Consider the following 15,429-nt stretch of genomic DNA (forward strand, 5'->3'; position numbering starts at 1 on the left):
GCCGACTTACTCCCCGTCGAAGGCGTCGTCTGCGTCGAGCGTCGCCAGCGTCGCCAGCCGGAGCGCGTGCGGCCAGCCGAGCGGCGTCGCGCTGTCGGGCGTGCCGTCGTCGAAGAACTGCTCCGCGAGGTAGCCCTCGTCGGTGCACAGCGGGCCGTCGGGGAGGACGAGGTCGAGGAGCGCCCGGCCCTCGTCGGCGAACGCCCCCGCACGGTCGTCGTCGTGGGCGGCCAGCAGGGCGGCGAGTTCGACGCCGGCGTTCGCGCCCCACGCGGTCGAGACGGTCCAAATCTTCTCGGAGGACTGCTCGCGCATCCGCCAGTCGTCGCCCTCGAAGCGGACGAGTCCCTTCACGTCGCTGTCGTCGGGGTCGTGCCAGAGGCCGTCGAAGACGGACTCGACGTGGCGGACGAGCCGGTCCAGTCGGTCGTCGTCGACGGGTTCGAGTCGGTCGTAGGTCCGGTGGGCCGACGCGAGTGCGAGCGCGGCGGAGTCGTAGCGGTCGTCGAGTTCGCCGTCGGCGACGCGGAGCGCGTAACAGCCGCGGCCCTCGCTCCAGAGGTGGTCGATGCCCTCGTACACCTCGCGGGCGCGCGTTGCGGCCCGGTCGGTCAGCGCCGAATCGAGGTCAGACAGCGCGAGTTCGGCGTAGGCTTCGAGGAACGTCGCCGCGGTGTGGCTGAATCGCCCGGTCATGTTCTCCCACGCGTTCTGGCAGTCGACGGGGAGGCCGTCGTCGCCGAGGGTGTCGTCGAGGCTGTCGAGGGCGCGCGCGAGCGTCTCCTCGATGTCGGCGCGGAGGTCGTCGTCGGCACAGCGGTCGTGGTAGGCCGCGAGGAAGGCGATGACGCTCCCCGTCTGGTCGGCCTGATAGTCCGCGTCGTCGCCGGATTCGAGGCGCGCGTTCGCCCAGCCGGGCGCGAGCGACCCGTCGAAGGGCCAGACGCGGTGGGGCCACGAGCCGTCCTCGCGCTGGGTGCGGCAGTAGGCGCGGGCGCTCCGTTCGTGCCACGCGTCGAGGCCGAGGTCGAGTCGCTCGTCGGACTCGAAGAGGAACGTCGAGATTTCGGCGTCGTCGCGGAACCACGTGTAGCCGTAGCCGCCGGAGTAGGCGTAGTAGGGGTCGAAGTCGGGGCCGGCGATGCGGAGGCCGAGCGCCCCCGAAAGCAGCCGAGAGCACGCGGACGTCATCGCGCATCGCGGCCGATTCGCGGTGGTCGGGAACCGCGCCCTCGACCTGTCCGTAGCGGCGCGCTCGCGGAGGTCGTCGAGGTCGCGCGCGACGAGGTCGCGGACGGTTTCGAGCGCCTCCTCGCGGCCCGTCTCGGTGTCGTCGGTGAGCAGGTGGCCGACCGCGGCCGCGCCCGACTCGAACGGGACCGTCCCGACGACCGCGCCGCTCAGTTGGCCCTCCTCGTAGCAGTCGTCGGTGCGGGGACGCGGCAGTTCGACCTCGCCCTCCGAGAGCAGTTCGTCGAAGCCCTCGGGCACGCGTGCCCTCGACGTGCTCGAACGCCGGCGACGACGCGAGGAAGTCGTGTTCCTCGGCGTGGTACGCTTCCACCGCGTCGCCGTGGGTCAGTTGCCCGACGAGCGTGTCGCGGCCGTCCGGCTGGAAGTGGACGAAGGCGACGAGTTCCACGTCGGCGTCGGTCTCGAACCGGCTGACGTGGCCGTCGCCGACCGCGAGGTCGTACTGGGTCACGTCGCCGTGGGGCGTCTCGTGGTCGGTGACGACGAGCGCGCCGTCGTCCGCGTACGACTGGCTCGCGCCCTCGTCGAACCAGTGGACGCCGGCCTCGTCGCCGACGGGGCGGACGCCGAACCGGGAGCGCTCGACCCCCCAGAGGCCGGACAGCGGGTAGCCGAAGTCGCGGAGCGAGCCGTCGGTCTCGACGTGGACCAACCGGCTTCCGAGCCCCGAAAACAGGCCGCTCGTCGTCCGTCGCTCGCCCGGGAACCGCGTCGGGTGGTCTGCGTGCCGCTTGTAGTCGGCCAGCGCGTCGCGTAGTTGCATTGCTGAGTCGTGGGACCCCCGCAGATAATAATCTTGGTGTAATGTTCCTTCAAACTTTCATGCGGTTTCGAAACGGTAAGGACCCCGCTCACCCGAGGTGGGATATGCATCACCCCGGTCCGCCGCGAGTCACGACGGTCGGCCGCCCCGTCGAACTCGCCCCGAGAGCCCCCGAACGGGACGCAACGTACCGCTGGCGCGTTCTCGACGCGCCCGCGGAGAGCGCCGTCGACGGTCGGCTCCGGGCCGGTCGTCCACCTCGCCCCCGACGTTCCCGGCACGTACCGCCTCGAACTCGACGCGCCGGACGACCGCCACGAACAGACCGTTCGCGCCTTCCCCGACGACCGCCGCCCGGCGACGATGGCGGTTCCCGCGGCCGACCTCGAACCCGCGTCGCCCGACGAGGTGTCCGTCATCGGCCCGTTCAACGACCGCCTCGTCGGCCGCGACCGACCGCGCCGCGTCGGCGACGACTACGTCCTCGACGTGGCGCTCCCGCCGGGCACGCACCCGTTCGGGTTTGCCCCGCACGACGACCTCGCGGAACAGGTCCGCGGCGACGTCGAAGTCCCCGGACCGGGCCGCCCGCGGGTCCGACTCGACGGGCGAACCGAGGTGACTGACGGCGACGCCGACGGAGGCGAGAACTCCGACCGAACCGAACTCGTCGTCGTCGCGGACGCGGAGCCCGCGCCCGACGCTGAGGAGGCGACGATCGCCGTCGAGTTCCTGTTCGACGGTCGTGACGCGCTCGAACCGGGCGACTGCGAGGTCGGCGACGACCATCTGCGCGTCCCGGTCGAAACGCTCCGCGGATTCGATTCGTCGGAGCCGGTTCGGGTCCACGCCGTCGCCGTCCAGACGACGACCGAGTCGGGTGAGTCGAGCGAACCGTACGTCCGGCACTCGGTTCTCGACACGCTGGTCGTGGACCCCGGTATCGTCGGCGACGAGTCCGGTTCTGGTCTTGCCATCTCGCGCCCCGGCGACGCGCCCGAGTGGGCGCACCACGCGACCGTCTACGAGGTGTTCGTCCGGTCGTTCGTCGGCGAGACGCCCGACCCGACGTTCGACGAACTCGCCCGGCGCGTCCCCTACCTCGAATCGCTCGGCGTCGACTGCCTGTGGCTCACGCCGATACTGGAGAGCCACACGACCCACGGCTACCACGTCACCGACTACTTCGAGACCGCCGCGGACCTCGGTTCGCGCGAGGACTTCGAGGCGCTCGTCGACCGCTGTCACGACGCCGGCATCCGCGTCGTCTTCGACCTCGTCATCAACCACACGTCGCGGGACCACCCGGCCTTCCAGTTCCACTCGACCGGCGTCCCCGGCTACGAGAACCACTACGTCCGCGTCCCCGAGCGCGAGGACCCCTCCGACGTCGACTGGGGCGGCCCCGGCGCGGCGGAACACTACTTCAACTGGACGCGCATCCCGAACCTCAACTACGACTCGCCCGCGGTCCGGTCGTGGATGCTCGACGTGGTCGCCGAGTGGGCCGGCGGTCGTCGACGGCTTCCGCTGCGACGTGGCGTGGGGCGTCCCTCACGGCTTCTGGAAGGAGGTCCGCGAGCGGGTGAAGGCCGACGACCCCGACTTCCTGCTCCTCGACGAGACCATCCCGCGGGACCCCGCGTACCACGAAACCGAGTTCGACGCCCACTACGACACGACGCTGTACGGGGCGCTCCGCGAGGTCGGCGCGGGCGAGAAACCGGCGACGGCCATCTTCGACGCCGTCGCCGACGCCCGCTGGCACGGCTTCCCCGACGACGCCGTGCAACTCCGGTACGTCGAGAACCACGACGAGGAGCGCTACCGGAGCGCGGTCGGCGACGACGCGCTTCGGGCGGCCGCGGCCGCGACGTTCACGCTCCCCGGCGCGCCGATGATTTACTACGGCCAAGAGACCGGCGTCGAAACCCAGCGCGGGACGATGCGCTGGTACGACGCCGACAGCGACCTCGTGGGCTTCCACCGGCGGCTCTCCCGCCTCCGCGACGCCCACGAGGTACTCCGCGTCGGCGGCGTCGAACCCGTCCCCGCCGACGTTGCTCCCGCCGGAGACGGCGGCGTCGAGTCCGACCGCGTGGTCGCGTTCGCCCGCGACGACGGCACCGACCGATTCGTGGTCGTCCTGAACTTCGACGGGGAGCCGACGACCGTCGAACTCGGCGCGGACGTCGAGGGGACCGACCTCCTGACGGGCGAGCGAGTTGGCGCGAACGACGCGGCCGCGGGCGATGGGGGCGTCCGCGTCACCGTCGCCGACGCGGTCGTGCTCCGCGCCGTCGGCGATTCGAGCCATTAAGTACCATGGTCGATGACAGTCCGACCATGGACGACCGGGAACTCGCCGACCTCCTGAAGCAGTTCGGGCTCTCAGAGAAGGTCGTCGACACGTATCTGACCCTGCTCGAACTCGGGGAGGCGAAGGCGAGTCAGATCGCCGACGCGGCGGGCGTCTCCAAGCGCTACGTCTACAGCGTGAGCAAGGAACTGGAATCGCGCGGGTTCGTGGAGATCAACGACCACGTCGTGCCGACCACGATTCGGCCGCTGCCGCCGATGGAGGTCATCGAATCGCTCTCCGAGAGCGTCGAGTCCATGCGCCCCGCGCTGGAGGAGCGCTACACGGCCACCGCCCGCGACCAAGAGCGCTTCGAGGTCATCAAGTCCCGCGTGACGGTGCTCAAGCGCATCGCCGAACTCGTCGGTCGCGCCGAGTCCGAAATCACGCTGTCGCTCCCCTACGACGTGCTCGACGAGGTCGAAGACGAACTCCGGGCGGCCCGCGAGCGCGGCGTCCTCGTCTCGCTCGTCGTCAGCGGCGTCGAACCGCACGACGACCTCGCGCTCGACGGCGTGGCCTCGCTGGTGCGCGTCTGGCACGAACTCATGCCCACGATGCTCACCGTCGACTCGCGAACGGGGCTCATCTCCCCCGGCGAGATGGTCGCCCGGTCGAACTCCGAGTCGCAGGCCATCGTCTTCGCCCAACCGCACCTCGGCCCGGTCATCGTCGGCTCCTTCTTCGGGAACTACTGGCCGATGGCCGCCGAGGCGTACACGACCGACCCCGACCCGCTCCCGGCGACGTACCACAACTTCCGCCACGCCGTCCTGCAGGCCGCCCTCTGCGACCGGGCGGGCATCGACCTCGACGTGACCGTCCGCGGGCGGATGGTCCACACCGACGGCCCGACCGAACTCCGCGGCCGCGTGGTCGACATCCGTCAGGGCCTCCTCGAACCCGCGAACAACTCCTTCCCGGTCGAGAACGCCTTCGTCATCGAGACGGCCGAGGGGACCTACAGCGTCGGCGGACAGGGCGCGTTCGTCGAGGACTTCGAGGCCGACTCCGTCGAGTTCGCGGCCGTCGAGTAGACCGACCGCCCCCGTTTCCGAGACGCCAGCGCCGCCGGCCGTGCGGTGCGTTCGCAGGCCCGCCACCGAATTATTACGTGGGCCTCTCGTTTGACGCTCATGGACCGCGACGGAGTCCGTCGCCTCGCCGCGCGGACGCTCGCCGTCACCCGCGAGAAGAACGTCACGGTGACGGCCGCGAGTCTCGCGTACTACGCGTTCAACTCGCTCGTCCCGCTGACGCTCCTGCTTTTCGTCCTCGTCACGACGTCCGGTCGGGTCGAAGCCCTGCTCCCCACGTTCGAACTCCTCCTCGGCCTCGACCTCTCGCAGTTCGAATCGACGCTCAGACAGGTGAGCGGGCAGTCGGCCGGGCGATTACGCGCCGCGGCGCTCGCCTTCGGCATCTTCCTCTGGAGTTCGTTCCGGCTGTTTCGCGGGATGGATAGCGTCTTCAGCGAGGTGTACGGCACGCGGAAAGCGGTCTCGACGCTCAGGCGATTCCTCAACAGCGCCCTCGTCATGGCGACGGTCGCGGTCGGCGTCGGCGTCATCGCCGCCGCCGGTCTCGTCGTCTCCTTCCGCGTGACACAACTGCTGTGGTCGGTCGCGCGCACCGATTCTCCTGTGGGCGTTGCTCACCGTGCTTTTCGTTCCGATGTACGCGCTGTTCCCGGGCGTCGACGTCTCCCCGCTCGAACCGGTTCCGGGGGCCGCGCTCGCGGCGCTCGGGTGGACGGCGTCGCTTCAGGTGCTCCGCCTCTATTTCGGCGTCTCGCAGAGCATCGAACTCTACGGTGCCGCGGGCGGGGTCTTGCTCATCCTGACGTGGCTGTACGTCGGTTCGCTGGCCTTGCTCGTCGGCGTCGTCGTCAACGCGGTGCTGGCGAACCGGGTCGATGCCGACGCCGACTGGTATCCCGGTGACGAGGCGACGGGTGACGAGCGAGGTTGACGATGGCGCGTCGCCGCGAAAAAGCGTTCAGCGTCCCTTACAGGAGGAACGTGACGATGGCCAGCACGAGGAAGATGACGACGAGGATACGTGCGACTTTCATCGAGAGCCCCGCGATTCCGCGGAAGCCGGCGAGCCCGGCGACGAGGGCCAAGACGAGGAACACGACCGCGTAGTAGAGGAACCCGCCGCCACCCTGCAGCGGCGTGAGCGCGGCGACTCCGAGCCCCGAGAGCGTCATCGTCCGGCGGTGGGCCACGTGCCCCCGCGTTTCACCTCCCGGATGTGTGCGACGGGTTTCGGCGGCTTCGGAGCGCGAGCGTCTCCGGTCTCATCGGCGTGAACTGTGTCTCTCATCGCGGTCGTGATTGCCTCCCGCACACAATGAGGCCGGTCCCTGCATTGGCAAGGTTCGGTCCATCGTGGGGCGTGCTTCGCCGACCCGACCCCGACTTAGCGACGGTTCACCGCTTCGGCGGCGAGTTGCGCCACGAATCCGGCGCTGCTCCACCGGAGCGAGAACGCTCCGGCAGCCATCAATAGCACTCCCCGTTTGGTTCGCCCCTTCGCCAGCGCTCTGGCTCCCGCGACGACCGAGGTTACCGCGCTCAGCGTTCTCGTCCACTTCGAGTCCAGCAGTTGGCGTCCAATCACGTTCTGAACGTGTATCCGAAGCAGTGTAACAGGCGGGCTTGCGTGTGCCCCGGGCCACCCGCCAGGCGATGGCCGCCCGCAGACAAATGTACCACGCTCGCCTACCCATCGCCATGGCAACTATCGTACGGGGAGCGATTCCGTCCGACGAATTCGCGTTAGGCCACACGCTCTCCGCGCTTCCGGGCGTCGAAATCGAGTGCGAGCGTATCATCGAGAGCGGCGAACACTCCGTGATGCCCCTCGTGTGGATTCGTCACGCCGACCGCTCGGACATCGACGACGCCCTGCGAGAAGACCCGTCGGTCGACGAAGTTACCTGTCTCTCGGAGTTCGACGACGAGTTCCTCTACCGGATGGCGTGGGTCGACCACGTCCACCTGCTCCTGCAGATGATAACGAACTCTCACGCGACGATTCTCGACGCGTACGGCTGGGGCGACGAGTGGCAGTTCCGCATACTCTACCCGGCTCGCGACGACTTCGCGCGGACGCACGACTTCGCGGCGGAACACGGGCTGAGGTTCGAAATCGAGTCGATTCGAGAGATGGACGCCGAACCGGCCGGACGGTACGGTCTCACCGAAAGCCAGTTCGAGGCGCTGGCGACGGCGGCGCGGGAGGGCTACTTCGAAGTGCCCCGGCGAATCTCGCTCTCCGAACTGGCCGACAAGATGGGCGTCTCGCATCAGTCGCTCTCCGAGCGAATCAGGCGGGGGACAGATGCGCTCGTCGAAGACTCTCTGCTCATCGGGTCGGTCCCGGACGACTTCCGGGACTGAGACGCCGGATTCGGAATTTCATATCGCAGTATGTGATTTATATTCTCTCCATCGAGCGGTCTCCCAGCGAACGAGACCGGTCGCTGACGCTCGTCACGGGTGAAAAGCGGAGTCGCTAAAAACCGGCGTCGCCGAGCGAGCGGCCGTCAGGGCGTGGGTGGTGACGCTCTCGAACTCGTTTTCGGCGATGGCGGTCGCCAGCGCGTCGATGTCCACGTCGTCGGGCATCTCGGCGGGGTACTTGCGGCGGAAGTAGCCGACGATGTTCTTCGCGTCGCGCGCGAGGAGTTCGCGGGCGTTGTCGTGGTCGGTCGGGACGGCCTGCGGCCAGTCGAAGACCGTGATGCCGCGCTCACCGACCGCGACGTTGTACTCGGACATGTCGGCGTGGACGTAGCCGGCCTCGTAGGCGTCGGCCATCTCCGAGAGAATCAGGTCGAGGACGCCCGTGACCTGTTCGGATTCGAGTTTCGCCTTGGCGAGTTCGACGCCGTCGAGTTTCGCCATGATGATGGCGTGACGGTTGTGGTCGACGGGGCGGGGCACCGACACCTTCGGGAACAGGGTTTCGAGCGCTTCGTACTCGCGTTCGGCCGCCTTGCGGGCGGTGTAGAGCCACGAGACGTGGTGGTTCTCGGAGGTGTAGTCGCGCTCGCGGCGCACCTCGCGGAAGTTGGTGTACCCCTCGCGGTGGAATTTGAGCGCGAGCGGCTTGAACGACTGCACCTCGAACACGTCACTTTCCTTGCCGACGCCGAGGGGCGCGCCGAACCCTTGGATGGTGTCTCGCTGGGCGAACGTCCGGAGGGCGAGCGCGTCGTACCCCTCGACCGTGAGCTTGTACCCCTCGTACTGGATGGTCTTGCGCTCGATGAGCTCGCGGGTCATACAGCGGTCGATGCGGTAGTCGACCTCCTCGGCGGTCAGCCCCGAGTTCTTCGGCAGCTTCTCCCGGTTGACCCACTCGCTGAAGCGCATGCCCTGCTCGACGCCCGAGAGGAGGTAGAAGTCCTCGGGCTCGAGTTCGGCCATGACGCCGGCGACGTTCCGTACCATGCACGTCCGTCCGTCGGCGAGGCGTAAAAGGCCCGCGAGTCGGCGAACGTCGCCGCGATAAATCACATGCGACGATACGAAATCAGGGGTGTGACGACTGACCCACAGTTTCGGACGATGGGGAGTCTGGAAGATAGGCGTCTCGCGTCGACTGATACGCTCTCCAGTTTCTGTCACGAGCAGCGTGCAAGACGGAGAGAGTCGTCAGGAGTGTCGTCCCACTATCGAGACGGAGTCGGTTCCCGATTGCCCATGATGACCGTCCTCAGTTCGTTCCCATTCGAGCCGCCCTTCGGATTCATCGCCATCGAAGCCGGTCTCTTCAGTGGGGAACTGCAGGACGAGGTCGTCCAGTCCGTCCCCGTTCACATCCTCGATATGACCGCCGTGTGCTGGTCGGGCGCCGCCCCCCTCGCCAACGACATCGGGGGCGCCGAACCGATACCTGACATCCTCACTCGTCGGGTCGAAGTCGTCCGTCTGAAGGACGGCCACCGGAACGACGCCACGGCTGTTCGGGTTAATCGAGTTGTCTTCACTTCCCGGCTTGATATCGATGGTCAGGTCCGCGGGGAAGTGGGCGGCCGCGTGGCCACTAAACGCACCGACTCCCACTGCGGTCGCTGCAGTGACCGTGCTCACGCGCAGAAAGCCGCGACGAGAGACCGACGATGTGTCTTCTGGTTCCGTGGCCGATTGTTTGGAGTTGTCGTGAGTTGGTTGGTTCATTCCATCCAGTTCCTCACGCCTCGGTTGAATGAGGTCTGTGGCCCCGTTCTCGAAAGTCGGGTCGCCGTGACAGCATCCACACTGTAGTTCATACGAACATCTACTGAGCGGCTGATTCAAGCAGTGAAACCGAGCAAATCTCTCGTGTCAGCCGTCTACGAGGCTGTGGACTCAGGCCGAGTCGAGGTGGAACTCGACGACTGCACCCTCGCCGTCGTCGGTCGGGGGAAGGCGGAGTTCGCCGCCGTAGGCCTCGACAATCCACTTCGAGAGCCAGAGGCCGAGGCCGTTGCCGTGGGCGAGGTCGCTCTCTTCGACGTTCTGCTCGATGAGTTCGCGCTGGTGGTCGGGGATGCCCGGTCCGTCGTCTGCGATTCGCACGACGACCTCGCCGCCGACGCGCTCGTAGGTAATCTCGACCGTCGGGTCGCTGCCCGCGTATTCGAGGGCGTTGTCGACGATTTCGCGGAACGCGATTTTCAGCTTCGTCCCGCCGACGACCGTCGCTGGAGCCGTCGCCGCTGACGGTGATGGTCGCCTCCGGGTTGGCCGCCGAGCGGTCGTCGACGAGCGGTTCGAGGAGCGCGCGGAGGTCGACCGTCTCACCCTCGGGTTCGCTGTCGACGAGTTGGGTGACGGTTTTGACTTGGTCGCTCATCGTTCCGAGGTCGTCGCCGGTCGCTTTCAGTCGCTCGCCGATGCGGACGGTCTCGTCGTCGCCGCCGTCGGTGGCGAGTTGGTCGCCCCAGCCGAGGAGCAACTGCGCGGTGTGCCGGAGGTTGTGGCGGACGAGCCGATTGATGACCGCCGACCGCTTGTACTGCTCCGATAGCTCACGGGTCCGAATCCGGCGCACGTCGTTGAGGCCGATGAGGACGTGTGCGACGGCGCTCACGCCGACGACCACGGCCGCGCTGAAAAGCGGCTCGCTGACCGTCCCGCCCGCGGCCTGCTGGTAGCTTCCGATGAGCGCGAGGACGAACACGGTGACGACGACGCCGAGGAGGTTCCAGCCGGCGACACGGGCGATATGGATGGTCTTGAGGTCGCTTCGGTAGACGACGGGGCCGACGGCGACGAAGAGCACCGAGATGAGGAGGCCGAAGGCCGCGGCGACGAGGCCGGCGAGGTCGGATGCGACCGAGGCGACGCTGTTCGAGACGATGACGAACAGGGCCACTCCGGTGAGACTGAGGGACCCCGCACTAACGAGACGAGAGACGTTCACAGTTCGTTGACTCTCGTAGAAGTAATAACGCTTCTTTGAAACGAGTTGTCACTCGATGTTGACGCGGTACGGGAGCCCCTCGGGGTCGAAGACGCCGTCGGCGTCGCACTGCGCCGACACCGGGCCGACGGTCGCCTCGCTGTCGGTCGGATACCACGGGCGGCCGACCGGCGAGACGACGAAGCGGGCGTCTCGATCGCCGACGAACACGAGGTCGCCGCCCTCGAACGACTCCATCGGCTCGATGCCGAGCGCCTCGGTCAGTGCCGCCACGAACGCGTCCACGTTGGGGACGGCCATGCCCACCTCGGTCGCGCCGCGGAGGTCCGTCGCCGGGTCGAACTCGCCCGTCGCGTCGCCGTCGTAGCAGACGTACTCGATGACGTTGCCCTCGGGGTCCTCGAAGTAGACGGAGTCACAGCCGAGGAAGTCGAACCGGACGCTCGGCCCCTCGTCGGTATCGAGCACGTCTACGCCCGTGCGCTCGTCCAGCCACGCGACCACGGAGTCCACTGCGGCGGCGACGGTGAACGCGAGGTGGCCGGGGTCGGTGTCGCCGAGTTCGAACCACAGGGTCGTCTCCCCGGCGGTCGCCGAGCGTTGTGACCCGGTGACCGGCGCGAACCCGAGCGTCTCGACGTAGAACTCACACAGCGAGATGGGGTCTGTCGCGGCGAGGGCGACGCGGTTGAACTTCATGGGTTCACGTCACCGCGACGCGGTTTAACGGAATCGCTCGCGTCGGCCGCATCGGTCGGCGGTCGGCGCCGGTCGCCCGACTGGTACCCGTCGGCGACGAGAGCCGGGCGGCCCGCGGCGGTGGCCGAGCGTCGAAATCGCTTTCTCCCGGATGGACGAAGCCGACGTATGAACGACTCGCAGGGGTCGATTGCCGACCGCGAGTGGCGGGTGATTCGCGAGGAGGTCCGACCGGGACCGATGCAGATGGCGCTCGACGAGGTTGCGGGCGAGACGGCCGCCGCGGGCGGCCCTCGGACCGTCCGCGTCTACTCGTGGGAGCCGAGTTGCCTCTCGCTGGGCTACGGACAGGCACCCCGAGACCGTCGATTGGGACTACTGCGACCGCGAGGGAATCGACGTGACCCGCCGGCAGACCGGCGGCGGCGGCATCTACCACGACCGCCACGGCGACGTGGCCTACTCAATCGCCGCGCCGAAATCGGAGCTGCCGGGCGACCTCATGGACTGCTACCACCTCCTGTGCGAGCCGATTCTCGACGCGATTCGCGCGGTCGGCGTGGACGTGGATTTCGTCGACGACGACGTGCCCGTCATCTGGCACCCCGCCTGCTATCTGCGGGCGCTCCACCCCGCCCACGACATGGTCGCCGCGGGCCGGAAAGTCGCGGGCAACGCCCAGTACCGCCGCCGCGACGGTGTCGTCCAGCACGGGTCGCTCACCTACTCGGTGGACGCCGAGACTCACCTCGACGTGTTCGACGGCCACGACGTGACGCCCGAGGCGTTTCGGGAGCGCGTCGTCGGCATCGACGAACTCGCAGACGCCTCCCGCGAGGAGTTCGTCGCGGCGCTCACCGAATCGCTCTCGGGATTCGTCGACGCCGACGTGGGGTCGTGGACCGACGACGAACTCGACCGGGCGCGCGCGAAGGTCGACGAGAAGTACCGCGCTGACGACTGGGTGCGCCGTCGTCCGGGGTCGCAGTAAGCGGCCGAGAACCACGCGGTGGGTCGTGCGGTTGCGCCAGAGCTAGAAGCCGAACGTCTCCGGTTCGTCGAGGTCGAGCGCTTCGGTGACGCCTTCGTGGACCGCTGTCAGGGGCGGCACGTCGCGGGTCGGGTCGAGCCAATGGTCGCCCAGCCAGCGGTAGCGGACGGTCAGGTTCTCGTCGAGGAGGAAACACGAGCGTCGCGAGCGCTTCGAGACGCCGAAGGTCCGGTAGACCACGTCGAACGCCGCGGCGAGTTCGAGGTCGGTGTCGGCGTACAGCGGGAACAACAGGCTGTATCTGTCGATGAAGCGCCGGTGCATCTCGACGCCGGACTTACTCGCCCCGACGACGCGAACCGCGTCCCCGCTCGCGAACCAGTCGAAGTCGCGGAGCGCGCACCACTCATCGATGCAGTCGGGGCTGAAGTCGGCGGTGTAGAAACACAGCAGGACGGGCTTGTCTGCGGCGAGTTCCGAGAGGCTGCGCTCGCTCACGTCGCCGTCGGGTGCAACGAGCGTCTGCGTCACGTCGGGTGCTGTCTCCCCGACGGAAAGTCCTGACATGTGACGTGGTTTCGCGCGCGAAGGATAGCCGTTCTGGCTTCGGCCACCAACTCCGAAGTCCCTTTGTTCGGGTACGCCGTCGGACTCTGCATGCAAGTCGGCGCACACGTCTCGATGTCCAGTTCGAAGGTCTCCTCCGACGAGGAGACGCCACCGCACGGTAACGTCGCCAACGCCGTCTTCCGGCAGGTCGCCTTCGGCGGCAACTGCGGGCAGATTTTCACCACCTCGCCGCAGGTGTGGCGCGACCCCGACATCTCCGACGAGGAGGCCGAACTGTTCCGCGAGGAGACCGCCGACAAACTGGCCGGCCCGTGGGTCATCCACTCGTCGTATCTCGTCAACCTCTGTACGCCCAAAGACGGCCTCCGGCAGAAGTCGCTTGACTCGATGCAGACGGAGGTCGACATGGCCGACAAACTCGGCATCGAGTACGTGAACGTCCATCTCGGGGCCCACACCGGCGCGGGCGAACAGCAGGGCCTCGACAACGCCGTGTCCGTCCTCGACGACCTCGACATCCCCGACGGCGTCACCGTCCTCATCGAGTCCGACGCGGGGTCGGGAACGAAGATGGGCGACGACTTCGCCCACCTCGGCTACGTCCTCGAAGCGTCCGAACAGGACCTCGACGTCTGTCTCGACACCGCCCACGCGTTCGCCGCGGGCTACGACCTCTCGACGGCCGCGGGCGTCGACGAGACGTTCGAGGAACTCGACGCCGAGGTCGGCCTTGAGCACCTCAAGTGCGTCCACCTCAACGACTCGAAACACGAGTGCGGGACGAACAAGGACGAACACGCGCTCATCGGCGAGGGCCTCATCGGCGAGGAGGGCATGCGCGCGTTCATCAACCACGACGCCGTCGTCGACAACGACGTGCCCCTCGTCCTGGAGACCCCCACCGAGGACGGCAAGGGCTTCGCGTGGAACATCGACCGCGTCCGCGAACTCCGCGCCGACGCGGAGTAAGGTTCCGGAGGAGAGTCGCTGGCCCGTTGCATCGACTGTTTCGACTGTTTTTTGGGTCGCCGCACCCGACTCCGCGTGTGCGACGCTTCTCGGAATCGTATCTCCGGCGGACGCGAGAGGGCATGTGGGACGACTCCCGCGCGGCCCTCGCCGACCTCGACCTCGGCGGTCGGACCCGCATCCTCGACGTGGGCTGCGGGACCGGCGAGTTCACGCGCGTCCTCGCGGAGGCCGCCGACGCCCGCGTCGTCGGCGTCGACGCCGACACCGACCTGCTTTCTGTCGCCGCCGACCGCGCCGGCATCGAGGCGGTCGCCGGCGACGCGACGCGACTCCCCTTCGCCGCCGACAGTTTCGATTTGGTCGTCTGTCAGGCGCTCCTCGTGAACCTCCCCGACCCGACGGCCGCGCTCAGCGAGTTCGCCCGCGTCTCGTCGGACCTCGTGGCGACGGTCGAACCCGACAACGCCGCCGTCGGCGTCGATTCGACCGTCGAGGCGGAGGCCGCGCTCGACCGCCGGGTCAGAGACGCCTTCCCGCGACGGCGTGGCGACCGACGTGGCGCTCGGCGACCGCGTCCGCGGGCTGTTCGCCGACGCCGGCCTCTCAGTCGTCGGGACCCGTCGGTACCACCACCGCAAGCTGACCGAACCGCCGTACGACGACCACGACGTTCGGAGCGCGGCCAAGAAGGCGACCGGTGAGGGACTCGACCGCCACGAGGCCGACCTCCGCCGCGGGCTCGACGGCGACTCCTACGAGTCTGTCCGCCGCGAGTGGCGGGAGATGGGCCGCGAGGTCGTCCAGCAGATTCGAGACGGCGAGTACCGCCGGGCCGAGGTCGTCCCGTTCGACGTGACGACGGGCCGGGTGTAGCCGGGCCTGCTCGTCGGGCCGAACCGGTGGCCGAGTCACCGGCCGAAAAACGAGACCGTCCGTTCAGTAGCCGACCGCGAGCTGTTCGTGGACGGCGTCGCCGCTCTCCAGTTCGTCAGCGAAGGCGATTGCGAAGTCCTCCATCGAGATGCGGCTCTCGCCGTCCTCGTCGGCGACGAGTTCGCCGCGGGCGGTCCGGAACTCGCCGGTCCGCTCGCCGGGTTCGATGAACGCCGCGGGCGCGACGTAGGTCCACCGCAGGTCGTCGGCGTCTTCGAGCAGGCCGTACGCCTCGATGGCGGCGCTGGCGACCGGCTTCCACTCGTCGGGGAACTCCGGCGAGTCGATGAGTCGCGTGTCGGGGCCGACGTTCAGGATGCCCGCGCCGCCGGTCCAGACGAGGCGGTCGACCGAGGCGCGGCGCATCCCGTCGACCACGGCGTCGAGCATCTCGACGAGAACCTCGGGCGACTCGTCGTCGCTCGGGCCGAGCGCGGAGGCGACCGCGTCGTGGCCCGCGGCGAGTCG

General features: G+C 68.3%; 10 protein-coding genes and 6 pseudogenes. 8 read left to right on the forward strand and 8 right to left on the reverse strand.

Going from position 1 to position 15,429, the window contains the following annotated elements; genetic code table 11:
- Positions 1-6: 6 nt before the first annotated feature.
- Positions 7-2,017: pseudogene (locus ATB1_RS01260) on the reverse strand (glucan 1,4-alpha-glucosidase).
- A 104-nt stretch (positions 2,018-2,121) separates the two neighbouring features.
- On the opposite strand from ATB1_RS01260, the pseudogene ATB1_RS01265 reads away from it, so the two are divergent.
- The 4 genes and pseudogenes from ATB1_RS01265 (at position 2,122) to ATB1_RS23760 (ending at position 6,347) form a co-directional block, all read left to right on the forward strand.
- Positions 2,122-4,337: pseudogene (locus tag ATB1_RS01265) on the forward strand (alpha-amylase family glycosyl hydrolase).
- A gap of 5 nt (positions 4,338-4,342) precedes the next feature.
- Entirely contained in the window at positions 4,343-5,413 is a 1,071-nt protein-coding gene (locus tag ATB1_RS01270) for a TrmB family transcriptional regulator sugar-binding domain-containing protein (RefSeq protein WP_198526016.1), read from the forward strand.
- A 99-nt stretch (positions 5,414-5,512) separates the two neighbouring features.
- Positions 5,513-5,923, forward strand: a pseudogene (locus ATB1_RS23755) (YhjD/YihY/BrkB family envelope integrity protein); the annotation flags it as partial.
- Positions 5,924-6,050: 127 nt separating this feature from the next.
- Positions 6,051-6,347, forward strand: coding sequence for a YhjD/YihY/BrkB family envelope integrity protein (locus ATB1_RS23760; protein WP_277813190.1), 297 nt, complete (start codon positions 6,051-6,053; stop codon positions 6,345-6,347).
- Positions 6,348-6,384: 37 nt separating this feature from the next.
- On the opposite strand, the gene ATB1_RS01280 is transcribed toward ATB1_RS23760, so the two are convergent.
- A complete protein-coding gene (locus tag ATB1_RS01280; RefSeq protein ID WP_042661916.1) occupies positions 6,385-6,588 on the reverse strand; it encodes a DUF1328 domain-containing protein in 204 nt (67 codons plus the stop codon).
- Positions 6,589-7,114: 526 nt separating this feature from the next.
- Here ATB1_RS01280 and ATB1_RS01285 point away from each other — a divergent pair.
- Positions 7,115-7,783, forward strand: a complete 669-nt coding sequence (locus ATB1_RS01285) for a helix-turn-helix domain-containing protein (RefSeq protein ID WP_042661907.1) — start codon at positions 7,115-7,117, stop codon at positions 7,781-7,783.
- 93 nt (positions 7,784-7,876) lie between these two features.
- Here the strand turns inward: ATB1_RS01285 and ATB1_RS01290 are convergent, their stop codons facing one another.
- From ATB1_RS01290 to ATB1_RS01305, 4 genes and pseudogenes are all read right to left on the reverse strand, one after another.
- The gene (locus tag ATB1_RS01290; protein ID WP_052367638.1) at positions 7,877-8,839 is read right to left on the reverse strand and encodes a serine/threonine-protein kinase RIO2; all 963 of its coding nucleotides are present in this window, start codon (positions 8,837-8,839) and stop codon (positions 7,877-7,879) included.
- 204 nt (positions 8,840-9,043) lie between these two features.
- On the reverse strand, positions 9,044-9,481 hold the full coding sequence (locus ATB1_RS01295; protein WP_198526017.1) for a hypothetical protein: 438 nt from the start codon (positions 9,479-9,481) through the stop codon (positions 9,044-9,046).
- A 258-nt stretch (positions 9,482-9,739) separates the two neighbouring features.
- Positions 9,740-10,796 (reverse strand): annotated as a pseudogene (locus ATB1_RS24025) (sensor histidine kinase).
- A 48-nt stretch (positions 10,797-10,844) separates the two neighbouring features.
- Positions 10,845-11,495, reverse strand: a complete 651-nt coding sequence (locus ATB1_RS01305; RefSeq protein WP_042661909.1) for a VOC family protein — start codon at positions 11,493-11,495, stop codon at positions 10,845-10,847.
- Positions 11,496-11,663: 168 nt separating this feature from the next.
- Here ATB1_RS01305 and ATB1_RS01310 point away from each other — a divergent pair.
- Positions 11,664-12,486: pseudogene (locus tag ATB1_RS01310) on the forward strand (biotin/lipoate A/B protein ligase family protein).
- 42 nt (positions 12,487-12,528) lie between these two features.
- Here the strand turns inward: ATB1_RS01310 and ATB1_RS01315 are convergent.
- Positions 12,529-13,053 (reverse strand): redoxin domain-containing protein, encoded by a 525-nt coding sequence (locus tag ATB1_RS01315; RefSeq protein ID WP_042661910.1) that lies wholly within the window; start codon positions 13,051-13,053, stop codon positions 12,529-12,531.
- A 90-nt stretch (positions 13,054-13,143) separates the two neighbouring features.
- Here ATB1_RS01315 and ATB1_RS01320 point away from each other — a divergent pair, with 90 nt between their 5' ends.
- Positions 13,144-14,025 (forward strand): deoxyribonuclease IV, encoded by an 882-nt coding sequence (locus ATB1_RS01320; RefSeq protein WP_042661918.1) that lies wholly within the window; start codon positions 13,144-13,146, stop codon positions 14,023-14,025.
- A 122-nt stretch (positions 14,026-14,147) separates the two neighbouring features.
- Positions 14,148-14,901, forward strand: a pseudogene (locus tag ATB1_RS01325) (class I SAM-dependent methyltransferase).
- Positions 14,902-14,964: 63 nt separating this feature from the next.
- On the opposite strand, the gene ATB1_RS01330 reads toward ATB1_RS01325, so the two are convergent.
- Positions 14,965-15,429, reverse strand: a 465-nt coding sequence (locus ATB1_RS01330; RefSeq protein ID WP_042661911.1) for an NAD(P)-dependent oxidoreductase, incomplete at its 5' end; no start/stop codon positions are given.

This window comes from Haloferax sp. ATB1, assembly GCF_000730175.1.